Consider the following 22,118-nt stretch of genomic DNA (forward strand, 5'->3'; position numbering starts at 1 on the left):
TTATCCAAGACAACCTATGCAATAGCTACAGCTACTGCCAACAAATCGTACAAATTAGCATTGCCGTGGAGGCGGCGATTGAGTATCTACAGAACGAGTTTCTGGGGTGAATAAATGAATGGTGTTTTGACGTGGTTGTACCCAGTCAATGACGAATACGATATGCTTCTTGTCAGAAGACATGTATTCCTTCAAGAAGTTTTTGAGTAATTGAGAAGATGATTTTTTAGAGAAGTCACCAGCTTTATCTGCCACATGCTCGTTGATGTGCGATGCGAGGTTGAAAAAGCGATCACGAGCAGATTGGTCTATTTTACAAACCGTATAAAGGGTATCATTGACCAATTTCTGAGAAATCATTTGATAATGAATATCTCCTTGTCTGATAGTCCCACTTACTTTTTTGTCTGTGCTCCAATCCGTTTGGTAAGGAAGCGATAATGGCATTTTGAGTAGCACATAGTCTTCTTTCCCTGAAATAGGCTGAACCGTATGCGCAAACGAACTTTCGGCTCTATTGGTCTCAAACCAATAGACTACCGAATACCCCATCATGTTATACAGAAGGAGTCCAACCAGTAATATGGAAAGAATACGTTTCAACGGATAGATATTTGCACAATGATTCTAGAACAAATTTACAGAAAAATATACCAAAAAAATCAGGGTAAAATTCGATTCTTAGGAATGTACAAGTTTTACAGGGCACTTGATGGAGATAAAACTAGTTTTGTCTGATTATTTCTATCAGCAAAAAGCCCTAATCCGTTGTTGTGATTAGGGCTTTTTTTAGAATAAACCTTGTATGTTATTTGAGGAAAGCTAAACTATTGACGTTTCTTCCTACTTTTTTACCCTCTCTTAAACCAACTTCATTATCCTGACGAGTATGAATGCCGCCATAAAAACGTGACATGGCCGATTCGTCGGCAAATTCATAGAAGTTATTAAAGCTTCTAGCCTTAAATGGCGTGCCTGTAGCGGCATCGTTTCCTCGACCTACGTGCGAATTGTCTACGAATTTAAAGTTGTTTCCATATACATACGTCAAAACCTCGGCGGCAGCACCTGACTGAGTTGCATGCCCCGACGAATACCCAGGAAAAGGTGGAGCGGGCCAGAAAGGTTTCCATGTTGGATCTATGGATCTTCTCACCATAGTGTAAGGGCGTTCGTTATTGAATAGAAATTTGCATTTCCAACAAAGGATAAATGCGTCTGCAACAGCAATTCCTGTGCGAGCAAATCCCTCAACAGCTTTGCCCAAAGTAGTTTTTGAGGTTTTGGCTGCAATGTTAGCCAGATTGTATGAGTGCCCAGGAGGTGTAAAAGTCTCGACGGGGTTATCGGCCCACCAAACGGCAATTTCTTTTTCTTCAGACGTTAAAGATTTATTTTTGGTATAAACCTCCAAATATTGTGCAAAATACTGAGATGTAATACTAGTCGAAAAAGCAATTGGCGCTGGAGGAACAAGAGAGGCATTCACGGGAACAAAAGTACGATTGTTGCCCCATGTGGGTTGCATAGGGATTTTTTGCCCATTCTCGGTAGCTTGCCAAGCCCCAGGAAAAATAGGAACTATGTAGTTTGAAGGAAAATTACGCTTATATCCCTCATGCCCACCGTCGGTTTTTGACCATTCGAAAATGGCATTGGCTATGTTTTTCCCGAAAGTAGTAGAGCGTTCTATTTCATCGGTATTGGAGCTACCCTTAAAAGCAGCAGTCATAGCCGTTTCGAGCGAGTCAATTTTCTTTTGATTATTAGAAGCCTGTGCTAAAGAGCTTTCAGCATATAGTGCTTTCAAGATAGTGGCTTGTCCAGCATTGAGTGCCAATGCCCAGTTATAGCTTTTTCCAGATTCGATGGTTGGAAGTTTACTTAAATTAGAAAGTTGACCAGCTAAAGAGCTATGATCTAACAAACCAGGAACAATAGATTCGTACATCGTAAGTCCGCCAAGGCCATAAGCTCTGGCAGCTACAGGAGGAGTATATCCACTGGTACTTTTGGTGAGATTAAGCTGCAATTCTGCCCAATTAGAGGCTATTTCGTATGTGAAGGCATCAGCTGGATTAGTTGTATTTGAGGGATTAACATCAGAGTTTTTAGAACATCCTGCAAGAAAAATAGTAAAGAGACCAAGTACAAACAGCTGTTTAACTACAGACAGTCTGGAGTGAAGTAATTTTTTTTTCATCATATTCTTTCGTAAACTACCATTAAAAGTAGTGTGATTGGTAATGGGCGGTTGCTTTCAAGGTTATCTCCACACAAAAATAATGCCTAAGAATGCGTTGTTTTGATGATATAAATCAAAACGATGGTTTGGTAAATGTAGATTTCTAAGAAGATACTCAAATGAAAAAATAGACCGTTTTATGGAATAACTAAGGATTTCGACAAAATCTATGAGACATTCATTAATTTAGTATTGTTTTTAGTAAAGAAGACATCGTGCTTGTAAAAGCGAATCCTTAAGTTGTAAGTATTTTTAGAAATTATTGAAATGAGACTTGACCAAGAAACCATAGAGCGAATCAAACAGGCTGCTCAAGTTGCAGATGTAATAGGCGACTATGTGTCGTTGAAGAAGAAAGGGGCGAATTTATGGGCTTGTTGTCCTTTTCATGGTGAAAAGTCACCGTCATTTTCGGTGTCTCCAGCCAAGGGTATTTACAAATGCTTTGGCTGTGGAAAAGCTGGTGATTCGGTTCGCTTTATTATGGACATCGAGGGTTTAGGTTATGGCGAAGCACTTCGTCACCTTGCCAAAAAATATAGTATTGCTATTCAAGAATCGCCTTTGACGGACGAACAATTGCAAGCTCAAAATGCACGAGAGAGTTTGTACATTGCTTTGAACTACGCCAAGAACTACTACCAAAATAACCTGTTTCAGCATGAAGAAGGGCAGTCAATAGGATATCCGTATTTTAAAGAAAGAGGTTTTTCTGATAAAACGATCAAAGCTTTCGAGTTGGGATATAGTCTCGATATCTGGGATGCTTTTACCAGAGATGCACTCAAAAATGGCTATAGTATCGATGTACTCGAAAAGGCAGGGTTGACAATTCGGAAGCCAGAAGAAAACAAAATGTTTGACCGATTCCGAAATCGTGTCATTTTTCCTATTCATAATGTTTCAGGTAAAACGATTGCTTTCGGGGCTAGGATTCTCAAAGCGGATAAAAATCAACCCAAATATCTTAATTCTCCCGAAACAGAAGTTTATCACAAATCCAATATTCTTTACGGAATCTACCAAGCCAAAAATGCTATCCGTTCAAAGGATGTTTGTTATCTGGTAGAAGGATATACCGATGTGATTTCATTGTATCAAGCAGGTATCGAAAACGTAGTGGCGTCCTCAGGAACATCCTTGACGCTAGAGCAGATACGCTTGATTGCGAGATTTACACAAAATATTACGGTTCTTTACGATGGTGACCCTGCAGGTATCAAGGCATCATTGAGAGGAATGGATATGATTTTGGAGGAAGGTTTGAATGTGAAATTGGTAGTTTTCCCACAAGGAGAAGACCCTGATAGTTATGTTCAAAAGATTGGCTCTGACGCATTTGTGCAATATATTACAGACCACGCCTCCGATTTTATTACTTTTAAAGCCGAATTATTCCTGAAAGAAGCGGGTAACGACCCCTTCAAGCGTGCCGAGTTGATTAAGGATATGGTAGGAAGTATTTCCAGAATTCCAGATTCAATAAAACGCTCAGTGTTTTTCAAAAAACAGCAGGCTTAATGCAAATCGATGAGGCATTATTGATCACAGAAAGCAATAAGCTGACACTTGAAAAAGCTAAGCAAAAAGAAAAAGACGCACAAAGAGATACCAATCGCCAACGACTTCAAAATGACTTGCCTTCGGGAATAACCTTATCAACAAACAACCTGCCTTCTTTTGATGAAGGTATGATGAGCTTTTCGGAAGAAGATAATTTTGGTTATGAAGAGTTTGGAGGAGCACCAGCCACTGCGCCACTTACGCCCGAGCCTAGCCCTTTACCTCAGATAGCACATTATGCCACCACTTTACATGAGCAAGAGTGTATTCGTTTATTGATTAATCATGGTACCCGAGAGGTCGATCCAGCAGTTGCCCCTGGCATTACGCTTATGCAATATGTCTTGGGTGAAATAGACGGATTACAATTTAATACTCCTATTTATCAAGAAATGTTGATGCTGTGTCGTCAGAAATTTCTGGAAGGAACAGTGGCAGATACACAATACTTTTTATCACATCCGATTGCAGAAATACAGTCTGAATCAATCAACCTAGTAGCCGAAAAACACTCCGTTTCGGAGGCATGGTTGAGTAAGCATGAAATATTTGTACCAACCGAATTGGATAAACTGGCAGATATGGCTTATACAAATATTTTGCGTTTGAAAAAGTCATTTAATGATGATCACTTAAGCTCATTGATGAAGCAACTATCGCAGACCAAAGACCCGCAAGAACAAAATACTTTGTTAATGCAGTTTATGCAAGCCAAGGAAGTAGAGAAACAGATAGCCAAAGAATTAGGAACGGTAGTGGTTCGATAAAGAGATAGATTTTTAGATAATATATAACCTGTTAACAGGTATTACCAACAATTTTAAACCGCTATTGGTCTATGAAAAAAACATTATTTTTGGTGCGTCACGCACAAGCGTCGAGTTCGGTAAGTCCAGATATATTTCGTCCACTTACACCAAGTGGAATGATTGATGCCGCACGTATGAGCAGACATTTAGCCGATAAATTGGCAGGCATTCAGTTAATTCTTACTTCAAATTCAGAACGTACACGTATGACAACGCAGGTGTTTTGTGAACAATTGAAGTTGGATGAGGGAATAATTCAAGAGGAGGCTTCTTTGTATGAAAGTACCCCAAAATATTATCTCGACGCCATCAATGCCATACCAGAAAACATTACCTCGGCAATGTTGGTTGGACACAATCCAAGTATCAGCTATTTTGCTGAGTATCTAACACATGAAGATATCGGCTCAATGCCAACTTGTGCAGTTGTAGGAATGACATTTGAGAACTTAACATGGGCGGAAGTTTCTAAAAGAACAGGAGATATGTTTATTTATGATTCGCCTGATTCGATTTTAGGAATAAAATTAGACTAATAGAGTAGCATGAATGCTATGTTGTGGAATTTGAATATAATTATTTGACAATCATATATTTAAAAGTATGTTTGAATTAGTGGATAGTATTAAATTGCATTAATATCCTATAGGCTGTAAGGCTTTAAAAATTAAGTCAAAATGCTTGTTTGAATTCATTGAGAATATTTTTGCCGAAAGCCCAAAAGCTCAGATATGTGAAATATCTCGCCAGTTATCAAACATGACTTATCCCTAATTTAGTGATTGAGCAAGTGAGAGATTATGTAAAAAATGTATTCCATCAGTAGAGACGCAATGATTACGTCTTAAGCCAATTAATTTCTAGTATAGCAGCATCAAACATGAGTCATCCCGAATTTTAAAAATCATAAAAAAGCAGTCGAAATTAGTTTTTCGACTGCTTTTTTATGATTGGAGAGTAACGAATTCCTACTGTTTCAGCGAAGCGAGTTTAGGAATTCTTGATTTTTTGTTACTTTTTGCATCAAGGCAAAAAGTAAGGAGGAGAACGAATCCCAAAACGTTGAAATCTTTTAAAGTTTACTTTTTCATGAGAAAATTCTGGATGACGCATGTTTGATTTTTATTCAGACATCACCATTAGTTTGTGGCTATAGATTGCATCATTCATCGACGATTTAACCATAATAGTATAAGTACCACTTTCAAGATTAGATAAAGAAAGTGCTATCTTTTCCTGATTTTGAATCTTTTGATTAACCCGCAATTGCCCGCTTAAATCCCAAACTTGTATCTCACCACTTATAGGTTTAATCAACGTGATGTGAGCTATACCTCTGGCTGGATTGGGATAAATTAACACTGAAGGATTAAGTTCAGCTGAGGTAGCAAGCGGGATTTGTGTTTTACCTTCTGTTATTGAGCTAGCTTCACTTGTATTGGTTTGCACCCTCAATCTATATTCATAAACCTGATCTGGCTCTAGATCATTATCGATAAAACTATTTGCCCGAGATGTTTCGAATACTGGAACAAAGTCTCCAATATCTTTTATTCGTCTTTCTAAAATATATTTTAGGTTATTATCTCTCACTTCCCATTTCAAGGTGATTTGGTTGTGTGTGGTATTGTCGATAAACAAAACTGGTGTTTCGATATAATTACCAATTTTTACGTTGTGAAAGGCAAAAGCTCTGTAGCCATCTGTATTCTTAATGAAAGGTCCAAGATATACCCATGGCATATCGCTCACATAGTCATAGTCGCCAGAATAGGGGAATACAGAAGGTAAATACTTGATTAAAGTATCCTGTAAAGAAGCAGGTTCTTTAAGCTTTAAGATAATTTTATTTTCAGAAGCGTACCCTGTTGCTACTTTTTTCCACCTTCCATTAAGATAAAAGAAGTCTTTTAGACTAAGTGTTCCTGTTTTATTAATGATAAAATTATCAGTCGTTGTATCATTCGGATAGATAACCTTTTGGTCATCTTGAAAAGCTAAGGTAATCTCGTCACGAGTAGGTGAAGAGTAGTAGGCACGACGAATATTGGGAGAAGCATATTTTTTATTTTCTCCATAAAAATGGAAAGATGTCATCTTGGCTAATTCTGTTCCTAATTGGCGATAGCCTGCAGTTTTATAATGAAAACCGTCCCATCCTGTTGCTCCTAAAGCAGCAAAGCTATTTACTTTAGGATAAATATCTTCCAACTGTCGTTGATAGTCGCGCATAACACCGACTTCTTCATTGTATGAAGCTCCCCCAAATAAAGGAAGTTGAAAAATATAATATTGTTGTATCGATGGGTAATCTTCAATAAGTTCTTTATAAAGTTTGTCAAATAATGGTTTCCATTCGCTAGGAATATGCGAAGCTTCTGTTTCTCCTTGCCAATAAAAAAGTCCTTTTACTGCATTATTGAGTTTAGCTTGTGTGACATAAGTTAGTAATCGACCATATTGGGTACTAATATCAGCATGATTAGTGGGATTACGCTCTACAAGATTACGAATTGGCTGTCCAGGAGAGGCATGAGAGATAACACAGGTAGGAATACCATAGGTATTCATAATATATTTTTGAAAACTAATACCCCATTGACCTACGATTTGCCTATCAAAACTATAACCAGTGTAGTCCGAATTAGAAAGTCCCCATTTAAACTGATTGGTGTCATAGCCGAATCCATAGGTTCTACAAAATTCATTGGTATAGGGGTCAAGTTCCTCCCATCCACGAGCATTAGATTGACCATAAATAATATATGCATCACCAGCCACAAGATTTTCTCTGGTTACCATCAATACAGAGTCTTGATCGTTGTGAATAGCATACACTTTGACATCATATTCTGCCAATTCAGCCTTGATAGTTGGCGATAGCACAAAGGTTCCAGTATCTTTACTAGCGGTGTAATTAATAGCAACTTTCTGATAAGAATACGGCTTTTTGTTTCTTAAAACCTGTACAGACATACTTTTCCAGTTTGGAATTTCGATACGCCCTTTGATTGGAATAACAGCAAGGTTGTTGTTGTTACGAGGGTAAAGTTGCCAGTCTCTTGGTAACTCTTCAAAAAAATGGAATAAAACTGCTGTGAAAAACATAAGTTAGAGCAAAGTAGCAGAGCAAAAATAAGTAGTTTTTTAGACATAGACATTTTGAGGTAAATGGTAGAAACTATCGAGATATCTCGTCTATGATGCTAATGGTAAAGTGTGCGTAATAACGATAGGATAGATGCAAATCTGGTAGTATTTTTACCAAAAATAGGCTAGTCAATATTACATTTACAGCAAATAGTCGTAGAGTCTCTCTAGTTTATTGGAACAAAAATGTTAGAGTGTTATGAACAAAAATCAAAAAATTCTTCGTTGGGTATTTGTTATTTTTACAACTATTGTCGTAATTCTTGCTATTGATATGGCTAGAAATACCACTGCCCCATGGAATAAGAAGAAACAACTTGTAAGGGCTTGGGGGGGAGATTCTACTAGTACGATAGAATCATCCGATACAGTAAAACAAAAGTAAGTTGGCATAAAAAAGGCTAAATCACGTATGATTTAGCCTTTTTTACTATTCAAATTCGTAATTATGCACCAGCGATAGTTTTGAATTCTTCAACATCGATAGCTTTTTTCTCAACTTTTACTTTTTCAACAATTACAGCAGCTACTTTGTCTGCATATACTTGGTTGAACATATTCATAAAGTTGTCTTTCTTCGATTTGTCAGTCAAGTAACCATTAGCGATACGCTCAATCATTTCTTCCATTTGAGCATCGCCAGGACCGTACATACCGAATTGACCACGAACCATATCTTTAGTCTTTTCGATTACTTCTGGATAGTCTACTTTTACTTCAAATTTGTCAGCGATTTCATTTTTGATAAAGTTCCAACGAACGTCACGTTTCACAGCTTCGAAATCTGCTTCGATTTGTTCCATTGTAAATTTACCTTCGTTTACTTTCACCAACCATTCTTTCAAGAATTCTTCAGGAAGTTCGATTGAGATATTTTCAAGAAGTGCTTTTTCAGCGTCGATTCTCAACAAATACTCAGATTCACGAACGTAGTTAGATTCGATGATAGAAAGAATTTCTTTTCTGAATTCTTCTTCAGAAGATACTTTACCAGCACCTAAAACTTTGTCGAACAATTCTTGGTTCAACTCAGTAGCACCTTGGCGAGTGATGTCTTCGATAGCGAAAGATACTTCACCAGTCAAAGCTGCAACATCGTCACCTTTTTTATTAGTAGCTAATCCTTTTGATTTTTCGTCAACAAATACGTTGTCGATATTAAATGTCAAAGTAGCTCCTTTAGCTGCACCTACGAAAGTAGCTTTAGCTTCGTCTTTGATTGATTTTGTAGGAATTGCAGATTTTTCTGACCATTCACCTTGTGAGAAAGTTCCGAAAATCATATCTCCATCTTCAACTGACTCAGCGTGGATTTGCTCAGCAAATTGCTTTTTCAAGTTGTCGATAGTTTCTTCAACTTCTTTCTCAGTTGCTTGAATTTCGTAAGAAGTAATAGCAGGAATTGCGTCGAAATCTACAGTGAAGTCACCAGCTAAACCTAACTCATAAGTGAATGTGAATTCTTTTTGAGTATTCCAGTCGATTGACTCTTGGTCTTCAACTACTGGCATTGGGTCGCCAACGATATTCAACTTGCTTTCTTTGATATATTCTTGAACAGAACTACCCAACAAGTTGTTAATTTCATCTAATAAAACAGATTTACCGAACATTTTTTGTACAACAGTCATTGGTACAGTTCCAGGACGGAAACCTTTGATGTTAGCACGTTTACGGTAATCTTTAAGTGTTTTCTCAACTTGTGATTTGTAATCCTCCTCAACCAATGCTACGATAAGCTTGGCGTTTACGTTGCTACTTTTTTCGAGCGTAATGTTCATTTTCTTGAGATTTCTGATTTGCAATTAAGGATTGCGGCTTGATACTTGAAGGTGGATAATTGTTGAAATCAAAAATTTACGTTTAAGTAATGCGAGAATGAGTCATCTCTGAAATGGAGGATATAGAAATGGATAGGCGCTTTATCTGTAGGCTGTCCTAAACTTTTCTACATTTTCGTTTACTTAAATGTGTAAATCTGATATCCGCAACCCGTGTATCCACAATCAAAAAAGCCCTCAAAACCTTGTCGGTTGAGAGGGCTTTGAGATAGTACGGGCGGAGGGACTCGAACCCCCATGCCTCGCGGCGCCAGATCCTAAGTCTGGTATGTCTACCAATTCCACCACGCCCGCTTGCGTTTTGGAGTTGCAAAATTAGTGAAGAGATTCGTCATTCCAAACTTTTTGCGAAAAAAAATGAAAATATTTTTTCTGTGTTTTGTTGTTTGTGTTGCAACTAATTGTCTTTCAGTAGATTGTTTCAAGATATTTTTTTGAAAATTAAAATAAAAATTTGCGATAAGTAATAGTGCAGAATAAGATTTAAGTTATGTGTTTAGGGACAAGGCAACAGGCACAAGGCACAGAGTGTTAAAATGTTTTTATTAACCACAGCCATGCTTTTTTCCAAAACCCACCACCGAAAGCCGATAACTGAAAGCCCTAAGCATAATCTTAAATTTTATTTTGCCCACTAACTTAAGATACATTCATGTGGTTTCAATGTTCAATCTACGCTACTTTGTCAATCACTTCGGCCATTGTCCATTCATGATTTCCTTACCTGCTATCTTTTTAGGATCTACAACCACATGCTTGATGGTTTTTCTTTTCCAAGTGTAGATGATATGTACCCTGCCATCGGTCGATTGAATGACGGCAGGATATGAAAATTCCCCAGGTTCGGTTTCTAATTCGGTAACTGCAAACCACTTTTTACCATCTGTCGAAATAGCGACATTGATAGGGGAGCGAGGGCCTCCCCATTTGCCTGCGTATCTTATGGTATGGTTATAGACTAACAAATGTCTACCATCTTTGAGTGTAACAGCATCTGTTCCTGAATTGGGATTGGGAAGGTTGGTTTTTTGAACTTCACTCCACGTCATACCATTGTCGTTTGAATAGGCTTCTAATATGGCATCGTTTTGGCTTCGACAAAGTAGTTGAAGTTTGCCTTTAGGATGAAATAAAACACTAGGTTGAATAGCCATAATATTTTTGCCATCGTTTAAAAATGCCGTTTTCTGCCATGTTTTTCCTAAATCTTTACTATATTCAAAGTATAATTTCCAGCCATCTAGCTCGGTGCTAGTAGGACATAAGATTGTGTTGTTTTGTAACCAAACGGGTTTGTTCTTGATAGGGCCCAAAATTCCTTCTGGAAGCTTTTCGGGTTCAGACCAAGTTCTGCCTTCGTCTTTTGACCGTCTAATCATTCCCCACCAATGTACAGGGTCGGGACCTACTTTGTAAAATAATAATAAATCACCTTGAGGTACTTGGAACAGCACGGGGTTCCAACAAGGGTAACGCACATCCGAAGATTGAATACCATTGGCTAGTTCGATGGGCTTAGACCACGTTCCGTGGCTATATCTGCTAGCATAAATAGAAACATCTGGATTTTTTTCGTGTGTACCTGCAAACCACGTAACCAAGAAACCATCCTTAGTTTGAACAATACTTGAAGCATGACATTCTGGGAATTCATTTGTTGGAAAAATGAATTCTGATTGGATAATGCCTTCAGGAGACGTTTGTGCTTGACCGTTGTGAAAAGGTAGAAGTAAGAAAATACTTTTACACAGTATTCTAAATAGAGATTTCATGAAAATAGTACAGTTTTTAGAGATGTTATCTTGAAATTACAGAATTCTCTGAGAACTTAAGTTGAATAAGCCGAATAATAACTTGGGCGAACAAGTTTGAAAAATAGTGAGCAATTTTAACCGTTTTTATTGCCTAAAATTGAAATTGATAAACTTTTAAAAATATGGAAGTAAGTGCTAATTGGGTATTTATTCTAATCATCATACCCATATCTGGGATTTTGGTAGGTGCTTGGGATCTTACCAAAAAGAAAGTCTACCTATGGCTTTTAGTAACACTTTGGGGAGTTGTGGGAATTATATTTTTGTTTAGTAGGCGTGGTGTTACTCAAGAAGAAAAACTGGTAAATATGCCTATTGAGAAAAAGCATTATTATGGCTCGTATGTCATAGCGAGAGAGTTTTTTTCGGGTGAGCAAGTAGACTGGCAATACGACCATTTTAGATTTGAAATAAAAGATAATGACTCTATCTATTTCCATTTGACTAATGGGACAAAAATCAACAAGACCTATCGTGGAGGTATTTCTACTGTTAAATTAGATACTAATGAAAATTTGGTGTTACACATGGAGCCCCAAACGCACCATATTCTCAAGACAAATCCACGATTGTATTTGAAAGACAACGAACTATTTTTAGTTTTTAAATCAAAAAAATATCATCATGTCTATTTCAAAAAAGGCGAATGGAAAGATACAGAGTAGATTTGTTGAGTGAGTTGGTGAATTAGTGAATTAGTAGTGTACGAAGGATTTCCAATAATTTCGGATATCGGATTTCTGATTTCGGAAATAAAGTAAAACTTTTCTGTTTTATGAAATACCATGTAACACGTGGATTACACTTCCGAAATCCAACATCCGATATCCGAAATTGACAAATCTTTCTCCGCTCATACTTATATTGTTGTTCCGCCGTCGGCTTCGTAGATTCCTCCTGTGCAATAACCAGAGGCTTCAGAGGCAAGGAATAAGGCTAAGCCAGCGATTTCGTCTACAGTTCCCATACGAGCAATAGGCAGACGTTTAACAAAATGGTTGAGTACTTGCTCGTTTTGCCAGAGCGCTTCTGAAAACTTGGTTTTGATAAGCCCCGGGCAAATAGAATTTACCCTGATGCCATCGCTTCCCCATTCTTTAGCAGTAACTTTTGTCAGCATATTCAATGCTGCTTTCGATACTGAATACATACCTAAGCCCGGGTCGGGTGTGAGGCCAGCAATGGAACTAATATTGATAATCGAACCTCCTCCACGTTGTTTCATGATTGGGTGGACTAACTTACTGATTTCAAAAGGAGCTTTTACATTGATGTTCATAATTTTGTCGAATGCCCATTCTTCGCAGTCTAATACTGGACCATATACAGGATTGGTAGCGGCATTGTTGACAAGAATATCGATACCACCGAGTTCATCAACTACTTTTTGAATGAGAGCTTTACAACTTGGAATATCGCCAGCGTTAGCGGCCATACCTACACAGAATCCACCTTCGGCACGAATGCTTTCCGCAACTTTATCCAACTCTTCTTGTTTTCGAGAGTTGATGACCACTTTGGCGCCACAAGCTGCAAAATGACGAGCTATTGCTTCTCCGATTCCTTTACTGGCACCTGTGATGAGGGCTACTTTATTTTCAAGACTAAAAATCTGATTGGCATTCATTGGTTTGATAGTTAAGATTGTTTTAGTGTAAAATATTATGCTTGCATACTAAATTTAAAAGTATTTTTTCAAAAACACAAGATAGAAGCACTTTGTAAGCGATGTTTCAATTCCATTTCAAATGTCTTATCTTGCAGAAGGTTTATTGCTGATTAAATAAAGACTATTGATTAATGATTTATGAAACCAGAAACTAGAAAAGATAAAACGTTACCGCCATTTGTTTCTTCTTGGAGACAATTATATTGGATTGTTGTCGGCAACCTTGTACTGATGATATGTTTATTCCAACTATTCAGCGAATATTTTCGCTAGACTAAAATACCACTAGTAAAAGCTTGGTTATAGTTTATGAATTTTGTATTTCTAAATCGCAAGCTTTGATTTTATAACTGATTAAATAGATGAAGAATATCGACTGGTTGGTCTTGGTAGCTACCCTTGGGGGAATTGTAGGATTTGGTATGTGGAAGGGGCGTGCTTCTAGACAAAATATTGAAGGCTTCTTGTTGGCTGACAGACAATTACCTTGGTATCATGTTACACTTTCGGTAATGGCTACACAGGCAAGTGCTATTACTTTTTTGTCGGCTCCAGGACAGGCATATACCGACGGTATGCGCTTTGTACAATTTTATTTTGGTTTGCCCTTAGCCATGATTGTATTGTCGGTGACCTTTATCCCGATGTTTAAAAAACTCAACGTTTATACCGCTTATGAGTTTCTGGAAGGTCGTTTTGATTTAAAAACAAGGGTGCTGACTTCTTTCTTATTTTTGATTCCAAGGGCACTTTCTACAGGGGTGACTATTGCGGCGCCTTCGATTATCTTATCCACCATTTTGGGTTGGGATTTGTATTGGACCAATATCATGACAGGTTTGGTCGTAACATTTTATTGTATGTATGGTGGCTCAAAAACCATTTCATATACCCAAATGCAACAAATGTTTGTGGTATTAATAGGGATGTTTTTGGCAGGATACATGGTCGTACACCTTTTACCTGCTGAAATAGGTTTTGTAGATACGCTAAAAGTGGCTGGTAAAATGGGGAAGCTTAATGCCATCGACTGGAAATTTGATTTGAATAATCGCTACAATGTTTGGTCTGGTTTGATTGGAGGTTTCTTTTTGCAGTTATCTTATTTTGGTACAGACCAGTCGCAGGTAGGTCGATATTTGTCTGGGGAATCTGTAGGAGAAAGTCGTATTGGTTTACTCATGAATGGTATGCTTAAAATACCGATGCAGTTTTTGATTTTGTTGGTTGGTGCCTTGGTTTTTGTCTTTTATCAGTTCAATCAACCACCACTATTTTTTAACCAAACAGGTTTAGATAAAATTGCCAATACGCAAGAATACCGTCAAATTGAAGCCAAGCATACACAGGTTTTCCAAGAAAAAAAGATAGCAGTTGCTCAAATGTTCGATGCCCTTAAAAGTGGCAATGAGCAACAAATCGAGCAAACGAAAGTCAAGGTGACTGAGGCCGATAAAGCAAGTGGTGTGTTGAGAACAGAAGTAAAAGATTTACTGAAGAAAACGAGTCCCGAAACTGATACCAACGACACCAATTATATCTTCTTGTCGTTTGTGACCAAATACCTTCCTGTTGGGATGGTGGGGCTGTTGATTGCGGTGATTTTATTAGCCTCTATGGGTTCGATGGCATCAGCATTTGGCTCGCTGACCTCTTGTACTATTATTGATATTTACAAAAGGTTATTACATCCCGAAGATACTGATCAACACTACCTGAATGTATCGCGTTGGGTTACGCTTGGTTGGGGGATTTTTTGTATTATCGTGGCGCAATTTACTGTCAATATTGGAAGCTTGATAGAGGCAGTAAATATCTTAGGATCTTGGTTTTATGGAACAATCCTTGGGGTATTTTTAGTGGCTTTTTATTTCAGAAGCATCCAAGGAAATACTGTGTTTTGGGCTGCAATTTTAGCAGAAATTATCGTGATTTATACTTGGTGGATTGACCTAACTGCCTTTTTATGGCTAAATCTGATTGGCTGTGTATTAGTGATTGTATTTGCGTATTTGATTCATTTACTAACACCTAAAAGGGTTGTTGAAAAAATTGATGAATTGTGAGTGGTGAATTGTGAATATAAATGTTTTATTGTCGAAGCTGTTTAAACTTTGTAGAATTGCTGGCGTAAGCAATGAATTTATACTGTTTGAGCGAAGCGAGTTTATAAATTCTTGAATTTTTGTTACTTTTTGTTTCAAGACAAAAAGTAAGACGAAGAATTAATCCAAATAACTGTTGTTTTTTGAAAAGTTTAAACAGCTTCGTCATTTATATTTAAAATTCATTAAGCATTAAGTAAAAAGCTTTAATAGATACATGAAAAATTTTAAGCTTACAGCACAAAGCCTAGAGCTAAAAGCCAGTAAAATTACCTTAATTTTGTACTTTCCTTAAACAAACCATTACCTCTGTCTCATGATTACCATTCAAAATCAATATCTCAAAGCAACAATCAATCACAAAGGCGCTGAATTAGTAAGCCTTATACAACTATCCAGCAATATTGATTTTATGTGGGAAGGAGATGCTACTTTTTGGGGCAAACACTCGCCTGTGCTTTTTCCAATAGTTGGTTCGCTCAAAGACAATACCTATTTCTATGAGGGAAAATCATACCAGTTGGGACGTCATGGGTTTGCTAGAGATAGAGAGTTTGCAATAGAAACCCACACAGAAGGTTCAGTAACTTTTTTGCTAGTTTCTGATGAAAATACCAAAACGGTATATCCTTTTGATTTTGAGTTTAGGTTAAAATATACTCTTCAAGAAAACCAGCTGGAATTGCAATACATTGTGGATAACTCTGGGGATAAGTTACTTTGGTTTTCGGTAGGCGGGCATCCAGCCTTTAAAGTGCCGATTGAAGAAGGGCTTGCTTATGAAGAATATAGATTAGTGTTTAATAAAACCGAAAACTTTGCACGTTGGCCTTTATCGCCAGAGGGTTTGATTATGGACGAACCTGAAAGTACAGTAATTACTTCTAACGAAATTGCACTTACCAAAGAACTTTTTCAGCAAGATGCTTTAGTCTATAAAAACCTGCAATCAGATAGTATTACATTAAAGTCTCATTCGGGGCAACATAGATTAGAGTTTGGGTTTAAAGGGTATCCATTCCTTGGAATCTGGGCAGCTAAAAATGCTAATTTTGTTTGTATAGAACCATGGTGTGGCATTGCAGACCATGTAAGTCATAACCAAGATATTACCCAAAAAGAAGGAATGATAGCATTGAATCCTTCTGAGACTTTTACTCGTGCATGGAGTGTAAAGTTGGCATAGGAAAATTTTAGTAAAAATAAAAAGGCACAAAATTTAAGGAATAGATGTATAAAAACACTATCTTAAATTTTGTGCCTTTTTTCTTTATTTTCAGGATGTTGTTGAAAAAAACTAACCTTCAATACTATCTTTTATGAATACCAATATGAAAAAACTAGTTCTTCTTTTGCTTGTTTTTCAAGCACTTTTTATCAGTTGTAAAAGCGGACAAACGCCGAACGCTTCTTCTTCATCAACCGTAAATGTTACCTTCTTGCATCTCAACGATGTGTACGAAATTGCACCACTCGAAGGAGGTAAAGTAGGAGGAATGGCACGCGTAGCTACAGTTCGAAAAGAGTTATTAGCTCAAAACCCCAATACGATAACGCTTTTGGCGGGCGACTTTTTGAACCCTTCGCTCATTGGGACTTTTAAGCACGAAGGTAAAAGCATCAAAGGTAAACAAATGGTTGAAGTGATGGATGCCATTGGCATGGATTGGGTCGGATTGGGCAATCATGAATTTGATGTAGACGAAGCCGAATTAGTAGAGCGTATCAATCTTTCTAAATTTAATTGGTTGGCTTCAAATGCTTTTCATAATGCTCCTAATGGCGTAGAGCCTTTTACCAAAAATGGTGTTCCTTTTCCAAAAACTACAGTTTTGACTTTCAAAAATGCTTCAGGTGCTTCCGTAAAAGTGGGAATGTTCTCGGTAGTTTTGCCAGCAAATAAAAAGAATTTTGTAGTGTATGATGACTTTTTTGAATCAGCCAAAAAAGCATATCAAGAACTTAAACCACAATGTGACTTTGTGGTGGCTATCACTCACCTCAACAAGGTAGACGACGCAAAATTGGCAGAAATGTTACCAGAGGTAAAACTTTTGATGGGTGGGCACGATCACGACAATATGATTCAGAAAGTTGGTGACGTAGTCATCGCAAAAGCGGATGCTAATGCAAAAACAGTTTATGTGCACAATCTTTCTTTTGACACCAAAACGAAAAAAGTGAGCCTTACGAGCGAATTACGCAAAATAGACGATACCATTGCGGAGGATGCCTCTGTGGCAACTATTGTACAAAAATGGGAGCAAATTTTGAATGCAGCTATCAAGAAAATGGGGCTTGATAAAAATGATGTAGTAGCCACCCTCGATACTCCTCTTGATGGTCGTGAAAGCAGTATTCGTAATTTTCAAACTAACCTAGGTACAGCTATCGCCAAAGCAATGTCAAAAGCATCTAGCCAACCCAACGACTGTGCGATATTTAATGGTGGTTCGGTGCGTATCGATGACCAAGTGGGAGGTAAAGTAACGCAGTTGGATATTATGCGGGTATTGCCTTTCGGTGGAAAAATCGTGGAGGCCGAAATGAAAGGTCGATTACTCGAACAAGTATTAAATACAGGCTTGAAAAATAAAGGTAATGGTGGGTATTTGCAGTGGGATAAAATTACTTACAATAATGCTAAAAACGAATGGACTATCAATGGGAAGTTATTAGATGTGAATCAAACCTATTATGTGGTTTTACCTAAATTTTTGATAGAAGGAAAAGAAACAAATCTAGGCTTTTTGACAGATAAAAATCCTGATGTTTTGAAGATTATCGAACCCGATGCCAATGATACTAATGACGTGCGCTCAGATGTGAGAAAGGTATTGATTGCGTATTTGAAGACAAAATGATTTTATTAGTTTGAAAACCTAAGAATTTGAAGATTCGGGAATTTGAAAATTTGAAAATGAAGAGATTTTTTCCTGATAGTGTGCAACTTAAGTCGCACCCTATCAGGAAAAAATGCAATAGTTTATCTTTTAGAATTCGAAGATTAAAAAAACATTTTCAAATCTTCAAATTAGAAAGAATCTATTTCTTCTTTTTGATAGGATTCATTACTGGAAGTTTTGCTGTCCATTCTGCTACGCCTTTTTCGATAGCATCTTTGAAGAAACCGAAGTTTGCGTCGCTTTTACCTAATTCAAGCGCTTTTTGTGCCAATGGAACCGCCTCTACGAAGTTGTTCATTTTAGCCAAAATTTGAGCTTTTGTCCAAACATTTCTGAACGTTTCTACTGCTCCAACTGAAGAGTTAGCCAATTTCAAAGCTTGTTCCAATTTGCCTTTTCCTAACAAAAAGCCAGCCGCATTATTCATCGTATTGGCATTGTCTGTAGCAGCTTTTGTAATAGCAGCTTCAATCATTTTGGTAGTTTCAACGCCAATTTTAGCAGATACTTTTTTGTCAGCCCAAGAAAAATTTAAGTTGGCAGTACTATCCGTAATATCAGATAAATCAAAGCTGAACGATTCAACTTTGGCAATACCACTTGCTGCAGCTTTTACACGAAGAGCGTCTTTTTCTTGGCTATAAGATTGCTCAGAAGCTGTAATATCTTTGTTAAAAATCAAAGTCCATTCGCTTTGTGAAGGAATAGAGAAGATAGAATAGGTTCCAGCAGCTAATTTTTGACCATTTACTGTTACATCGTTCGATAATGTGATTTGTGTTGCAGCATTAGCACCTGTACGCCAAACTTTGTCATAAGGAACTAAGGCACCAAAGATTTCACGACCACGTACATTTGGGCGAGAATATTTGATCGCAATATCAGTGGTACCAACAGTTTGAGACACTGATGCCGCCGAACTAGGTTGTGGCAAACGTAATTGAGCTGAGGCTGCAAATGAGCCAGATACGAGTAAAGCTAAGAGGAATTTTTTCATGAGATTGGTAAAAATGATGATTAGAATGAATTGAATACAAAGCTAAAAGTCTTTCGTGGAGATAGACTATTTTTTCGCTCAAATGCTTAGAAAGTTAGCTATGTAAGATTGATGAGATTGTAACTCGGAGCACATTACGCTTGCTATCACAACAGAATATCCTCAACTTTGTAAGCTCAATTAAAATCCTTATTTCATGCACAGAAAGCAACTTCTTCAACTGCTAGAGCAATACACGCCTGCCGATGCCACCGAACAACTACACTATGAGGCTATTTGTGAGTTTGTTAACCAACAACCAGACTGTTTTGAACGTACTTTATTGATAGGTCACGTTACTGGTTCGGCTTGGATTGTCGATGCCGAACGTAGACACACTTTATTGACACATCATCATAAATTGAATCAGTGGTTTCAGACAGGAGGGCATTGCGATGGTGATCCTGATGTATTGGCAGTAGCCTTACGCGAAGCGGAGGAAGAAACTGGTTTGACATCTGTAAAGGCTATATCTCCTCAGATTTTCGATATTGATGTACATATCATTCCTGCTCGTAAAACTGAGCCTGAACACTATCATTATGATGTTCGTTTTTTGATAGAAGCTGATAAAAATGAACCATTGATTGTGAGTTCAGAATCAAAAGATTTGGCTTGGGTAGCTATTGCTGAAGTAGCTAATCTTAACAATAGCGAATCGATTATGAGAATGGCTAGAAAGAGTTTGGAAATTTGAAAATGAGATAATTTGAAGATTTGAAAATTTCAGTTTTAAAACTGTTTAAATAAATAGTCCAAGACTAAGTCTTGAACTAGGGATGAAAATTACCCTCATTTTCAAATCTTCAAATTCCCCAAATTTTCAAATTACAAAATCAATCCTTCCACTAAGGCGTCTATATCATTCATATCGTTATACACGTGTGGTGCAATACGAATAGCCTGTCCTCTGAAAGAAACCTGAACATTTCGAGCTTTGAGTGAGGCTTGAATTCGAGCAATATCTGCTTGTGGTGGAATACGTAAGCCAACAAGGTGTTTGCTACGATAAGGTAGATCGTCTACCCAGAAACCTTTTTCTTGTAGTAATTTTAAAGGTTCTTCTAGTAATTGATGGCAATACGACTCAATGTTTTCGACACCCCAATCAAGAATTTGTGTCAGCGAAGCGCAAAACATAGGATTCAAGATAAAATTACTTCTTTCGCCCACATTATAACGATCTGCAAATGAACGATATTCGGTTTGATAATTGACTAAGTTTTTAAATTCTTCCGAACCTATTCTATTAATCCAGTTGCGTTCCAAAGGGCGACCTTCGTCGAAAGCAGGGCCAAAATACGCAGCTCCCGCCGAATAGGGCCCCAATAACCATTTATACCCTACATTGATAATGGCATCTGGTTGTACTTGCTGAACATCAAAAGGCATAGCGCCAATCGACTGTGTACCATCCAATACCAACCAAGCACCAACTTCTCGACAACGTGCTCCAATTGACATGAGGTCAAAACGTGTACCATCAGCCCAATGTGTTGGCGAAACTACTACCATACAAGTGTTAGCGCTCACAGCTTCGAGCAAACGCTCATTCCAGATTTTACCACGATTTTCTAAGGTATCTGGAGGTAAAATATAGCGAACAGTTAAGCCCTTATCTTCCGCAATTTCCTCCCAAGCATATACATCCGAAGGAAACTCTTCGTGCACCATCAGGATTTCCTGTCCTGATGCCAAGCCTGCTTTGAAGGCCAAGTTTTTGGCAATGATGGCCATACCATAAGAAGTCGATGGAATTAAGGCAATTCGTTTAGGTTCAGGACAATTAATCAGCTTTGAATACGCTTCTTGCACGGGAGCTGTAGTTTCAAAAAAGCTTTCTTGGGTAATACGTTGCGGTTGTGATTTACGTAAAATTCCTTGAATACCAGCCTCCTCCACCGATTTGAGGTTGGGCGACATAGTAGCGCAATTGATATAATGAATTCCGTCTTCGAGACTAAAAAGATGTTTTTGACAGGTTAACGACATTTAGTTTGAATTTAGAAGTGAACGTCTTTCAAAGATAGAGTTTTTTAGGGAATAGTTGTGTTGAGTGAACAGGGGCAAAGGCACAAAGGGGGTTTAGGGGATTGGTGAGGAGTCAAATTACTAGTTCAAGACTTAGTCTTGGACTTATTTTTTAACAGTTTTAAAACTGAATCAATAAATGGTTAAATATAGTACTCTTTAAACTCTCTCATTACAAGTGAATAAATTCACCCGCTAAGTGGAATCATTGATTTAGAACTAGCTATATGTCAACTTTAGAGAGACTATATCCCTAAATCCACTATGTGCCTATGCCCTTGTTCCCTAAAAAAACTACAGCCTCTTAGCCTAACCCCAAATCCCTAACTTCACTATGTGCCTTTGTGCCTATGCCCCTGTTCCCTAAAAAAAACTACTGCCTCCTTGCCTAACCCCTATCCCCTAAACCCCCTTTGTGCCTCTGTGCCTATGCCTCTGTTCACTCAAATAAATATTTCCCCTCAAAGAAACATTTATTCTATCAAATCGTTATATTTAAAAAGTTTAATAAATTCTTGGATAGTTTAAATATATAATCGAATGGAGCTACCTATTTTTAATTATAACTATTCGAATGAAGGAAAAGGTCAGAAAGATGATTTGGAAGTAGTGAAGGATGAAAGATGGCTTGGGAATTCGTTGGTTGGATATATGGTCGATGAGCAAAATGGTGAATGGCTGGTATCCTTGGTTTTTATTTCAAATGAAAATCCTTTAAAATTTGCCATCCGACGATTGGAACGACACCATTCTATCGAAAAGGCAAATCAATATGCTATTCTTTCGCAAAAAACAGCAAGAATGCTGCAACCTTGCTATCAAAGTTTTAGTAATTAGGCAGTGAATTTTGAATGATGAATTGTGAGTTGTGAATAATGTTTTTTATCGCTAAATTTCGAGTGAAAAACACCATTTATTAATAATTTATACTTACAATTCATCATTCACA

General features: G+C 37.5%; 18 protein-coding genes and 1 tRNA gene. 10 read left to right on the plus strand and 9 right to left on the minus strand.

Annotation, left to right across the window (positions count from 1 at the left end; all coding sequences use genetic code 11):
- Positions 1-54 precede the first annotated feature (54 nt).
- Positions 55-603, minus strand: coding sequence for a hypothetical protein (locus tag BWI92_RS07040; RefSeq protein ID WP_141234706.1), 549 nt, complete (start codon positions 601-603; stop codon positions 55-57).
- Positions 604-808: 205 nt separating this feature from the next.
- On the minus strand, positions 809-2,206 hold the full coding sequence (locus BWI92_RS07045) for a vanadium-dependent haloperoxidase (RefSeq protein WP_229362765.1): 1,398 nt from the start codon (positions 2,204-2,206) through the stop codon (positions 809-811).
- A 306-nt stretch (positions 2,207-2,512) separates the two neighbouring features.
- Here BWI92_RS07045 and dnaG point away from each other — a divergent pair, with 306 nt between their 5' ends.
- The 3 genes from dnaG (at position 2,513) to BWI92_RS07055 (ending at position 5,153) form a co-directional block, all read left to right on the plus strand.
- A complete protein-coding gene (gene dnaG / locus BWI92_RS28635; RefSeq protein WP_310588873.1) occupies positions 2,513-3,766 on the plus strand; it encodes a DNA primase in 1,254 nt (417 codons plus the stop codon).
- Positions 3,766-4,575: a hypothetical protein gene (locus BWI92_RS28640; RefSeq protein ID WP_310588874.1), complete on the plus strand. Its 810-nt coding sequence runs from the start codon at positions 3,766-3,768 to the stop codon at positions 4,573-4,575. Before dnaG ends, BWI92_RS28640 begins: the two co-directional genes overlap by 1 nt.
- Positions 4,576-4,646: 71 nt before the next feature.
- Complete coding sequence (locus BWI92_RS07055; protein WP_095161410.1) at positions 4,647-5,153, plus strand: histidine phosphatase family protein; 507 nt, start codon at positions 4,647-4,649, stop codon at positions 5,151-5,153.
- A 586-nt stretch (positions 5,154-5,739) separates the two neighbouring features.
- On the opposite strand, the gene BWI92_RS07060 is transcribed toward BWI92_RS07055, so the two are convergent.
- Complete coding sequence (locus tag BWI92_RS07060) at positions 5,740-7,725, minus strand: fibronectin type III domain-containing protein (protein ID WP_095161411.1); 1,986 nt, start codon at positions 7,723-7,725, stop codon at positions 5,740-5,742.
- A gap of 241 nt (positions 7,726-7,966) precedes the next feature.
- Here BWI92_RS07060 and BWI92_RS07065 point away from each other — a divergent pair, with 241 nt between their 5' ends.
- The gene (locus BWI92_RS07065; RefSeq protein ID WP_095161412.1) at positions 7,967-8,152 is read left to right on the plus strand and encodes a hypothetical protein; all 186 of its coding nucleotides are present in this window, start codon (positions 7,967-7,969) and stop codon (positions 8,150-8,152) included.
- Between the two features lie 61 nt (positions 8,153-8,213).
- On the opposite strand, the gene BWI92_RS07070 is transcribed toward BWI92_RS07065, so the two are convergent.
- The 3 genes from BWI92_RS07070 to BWI92_RS07080 form a co-directional block, all read right to left on the minus strand.
- Positions 8,214-9,548 carry a trigger factor gene (locus tag BWI92_RS07070; protein WP_095161413.1) on the minus strand — a complete coding sequence of 445 codons (1,335 nt, stop codon included), beginning with the start codon at positions 9,546-9,548 and terminating at the stop codon, positions 8,214-8,216.
- 272 nt (positions 9,549-9,820) lie between these two features.
- Positions 9,821-9,902 (minus strand) — tRNA-Leu (locus tag BWI92_RS07075).
- Positions 9,903-10,297: 395 nt separating this feature from the next.
- Complete coding sequence (locus BWI92_RS07080; protein ID WP_095161414.1) at positions 10,298-11,380, minus strand: exo-alpha-sialidase; 1,083 nt, start codon at positions 11,378-11,380, stop codon at positions 10,298-10,300.
- 164 nt (positions 11,381-11,544) lie between these two features.
- Between BWI92_RS07080 and BWI92_RS07085 the strand changes: the two genes are divergently transcribed.
- Complete coding sequence (locus BWI92_RS07085; RefSeq protein ID WP_095161415.1) at positions 11,545-12,087, plus strand: hypothetical protein; 543 nt, start codon at positions 11,545-11,547, stop codon at positions 12,085-12,087.
- Positions 12,088-12,281: 194 nt separating this feature from the next.
- Here the strand turns inward: BWI92_RS07085 and BWI92_RS07090 are convergent, their stop codons facing one another.
- Positions 12,282-13,049, minus strand: a complete 768-nt coding sequence (locus BWI92_RS07090) for an SDR family NAD(P)-dependent oxidoreductase (protein WP_095161416.1) — start codon at positions 13,047-13,049, stop codon at positions 12,282-12,284.
- Positions 13,050-13,453: 404 nt separating this feature from the next.
- Between BWI92_RS07090 and BWI92_RS07095 the strand changes: the two genes are divergently transcribed.
- The 3 genes from BWI92_RS07095 to BWI92_RS07110 all read left to right on the plus strand — a co-directional run bounded on the left by BWI92_RS07095 (position 13,454) and on the right by BWI92_RS07110 (position 18,060).
- Complete coding sequence (locus BWI92_RS07095; RefSeq protein ID WP_095161417.1) at positions 13,454-15,157, plus strand: sodium:solute symporter; 1,704 nt, start codon at positions 13,454-13,456, stop codon at positions 15,155-15,157.
- A 355-nt stretch (positions 15,158-15,512) separates the two neighbouring features.
- On the plus strand, positions 15,513-16,382 hold the full coding sequence (locus BWI92_RS07105; RefSeq protein WP_095161419.1) for an aldose 1-epimerase family protein: 870 nt from the start codon (positions 15,513-15,515) through the stop codon (positions 16,380-16,382).
- Positions 16,383-16,527: 145 nt separating this feature from the next.
- Positions 16,528-18,060 (plus strand): bifunctional UDP-sugar hydrolase/5'-nucleotidase, encoded by a 1,533-nt coding sequence (locus BWI92_RS07110; RefSeq protein WP_176464362.1) that lies wholly within the window; start codon positions 16,528-16,530, stop codon positions 18,058-18,060.
- A 181-nt stretch (positions 18,061-18,241) separates the two neighbouring features.
- Here BWI92_RS07110 and BWI92_RS07115 read toward each other — a convergent pair whose 3' ends face one another.
- On the minus strand, positions 18,242-19,099 hold the full coding sequence (locus BWI92_RS07115) for a DUF2911 domain-containing protein (protein ID WP_095161421.1): 858 nt from the start codon (positions 19,097-19,099) through the stop codon (positions 18,242-18,244).
- A gap of 196 nt (positions 19,100-19,295) precedes the next feature.
- Between BWI92_RS07115 and BWI92_RS07120 the strand changes: the two genes are divergently transcribed.
- Positions 19,296-19,835: an NUDIX hydrolase gene (locus BWI92_RS07120; protein WP_095161422.1), complete on the plus strand. Its 540-nt coding sequence runs from the start codon at positions 19,296-19,298 to the stop codon at positions 19,833-19,835.
- Positions 19,836-19,966: 131 nt separating this feature from the next.
- On the opposite strand, the gene BWI92_RS07125 is transcribed toward BWI92_RS07120, so the two are convergent.
- Positions 19,967-21,130, minus strand: coding sequence for an aminotransferase class V-fold PLP-dependent enzyme (locus BWI92_RS07125; protein WP_095161423.1), 1,164 nt, complete (start codon positions 21,128-21,130; stop codon positions 19,967-19,969).
- Positions 21,131-21,709: 579 nt separating this feature from the next.
- Between BWI92_RS07125 and BWI92_RS07130 the strand changes: the two genes are divergently transcribed.
- On the plus strand, positions 21,710-22,006 hold the full coding sequence (locus BWI92_RS07130; protein WP_095161424.1) for a hypothetical protein: 297 nt from the start codon (positions 21,710-21,712) through the stop codon (positions 22,004-22,006).
- Positions 22,007-22,118 lie beyond the last annotated feature (112 nt).

Source organism: Flectobacillus sp. BAB-3569, from assembly GCF_002270355.1.
Classification (GTDB): domain Bacteria; phylum Bacteroidota; class Bacteroidia; order Cytophagales; family Spirosomataceae; genus Flectobacillus; species Flectobacillus roseus.

Excerpts from the sequence above, each read along its gene's own strand:
- BWI92_RS07110 (WP_176464362.1), top strand. The coding sequence starts at position 16,528 with ATGAAAAAACTAGTTCTTCTTTTGCTTGTTTTTCAAGCACTTTTTATC.
- BWI92_RS07125 (WP_095161423.1), bottom strand. The coding sequence starts at position 21,130 with ATGTCGTTAACCTGTCAAAAACATCTTTTTAGTCTCGAAGACGGAATT.
- BWI92_RS07065 (WP_095161412.1), top strand. The coding sequence starts at position 7,967 with ATGAACAAAAATCAAAAAATTCTTCGTTGGGTATTTGTTATTTTTACA.
- BWI92_RS07105 (WP_095161419.1), top strand. The coding sequence starts at position 15,513 with ATGATTACCATTCAAAATCAATATCTCAAAGCAACAATCAATCACAAA.
- BWI92_RS07085 (WP_095161415.1), top strand. The coding sequence starts at position 11,545 with ATGGAAGTAAGTGCTAATTGGGTATTTATTCTAATCATCATACCCATA.
- BWI92_RS07080 (WP_095161414.1), bottom strand. The coding sequence starts at position 11,380 with ATGAAATCTCTATTTAGAATACTGTGTAAAAGTATTTTCTTACTTCTA.
- BWI92_RS07130 (WP_095161424.1), top strand. The coding sequence starts at position 21,710 with ATGGAGCTACCTATTTTTAATTATAACTATTCGAATGAAGGAAAAGGT.
- BWI92_RS07070 (WP_095161413.1), bottom strand. The coding sequence starts at position 9,548 with ATGAACATTACGCTCGAAAAAAGTAGCAACGTAAACGCCAAGCTTATC.
- BWI92_RS28640 (WP_310588874.1), top strand. The coding sequence starts at position 3,766 with ATGCAAATCGATGAGGCATTATTGATCACAGAAAGCAATAAGCTGACA.
- BWI92_RS07055 (WP_095161410.1), top strand. The coding sequence starts at position 4,647 with ATGAAAAAAACATTATTTTTGGTGCGTCACGCACAAGCGTCGAGTTCG.
- BWI92_RS07120 (WP_095161422.1), top strand. The coding sequence starts at position 19,296 with ATGCACAGAAAGCAACTTCTTCAACTGCTAGAGCAATACACGCCTGCC.
- BWI92_RS07045 (WP_229362765.1), bottom strand. The coding sequence starts at position 2,206 with ATGATGAAAAAAAAATTACTTCACTCCAGACTGTCTGTAGTTAAACAG.
- BWI92_RS07060 (WP_095161411.1), bottom strand. The coding sequence starts at position 7,725 with ATGTTTTTCACAGCAGTTTTATTCCATTTTTTTGAAGAGTTACCAAGA.
- dnaG (WP_310588873.1), top strand. The coding sequence starts at position 2,513 with ATGAGACTTGACCAAGAAACCATAGAGCGAATCAAACAGGCTGCTCAA.
- BWI92_RS07090 (WP_095161416.1), bottom strand. The coding sequence starts at position 13,049 with ATGAATGCCAATCAGATTTTTAGTCTTGAAAATAAAGTAGCCCTCATC.
- BWI92_RS07115 (WP_095161421.1), bottom strand. The coding sequence starts at position 19,099 with ATGAAAAAATTCCTCTTAGCTTTACTCGTATCTGGCTCATTTGCAGCC.
- BWI92_RS07095 (WP_095161417.1), top strand. The coding sequence starts at position 13,454 with ATGAAGAATATCGACTGGTTGGTCTTGGTAGCTACCCTTGGGGGAATT.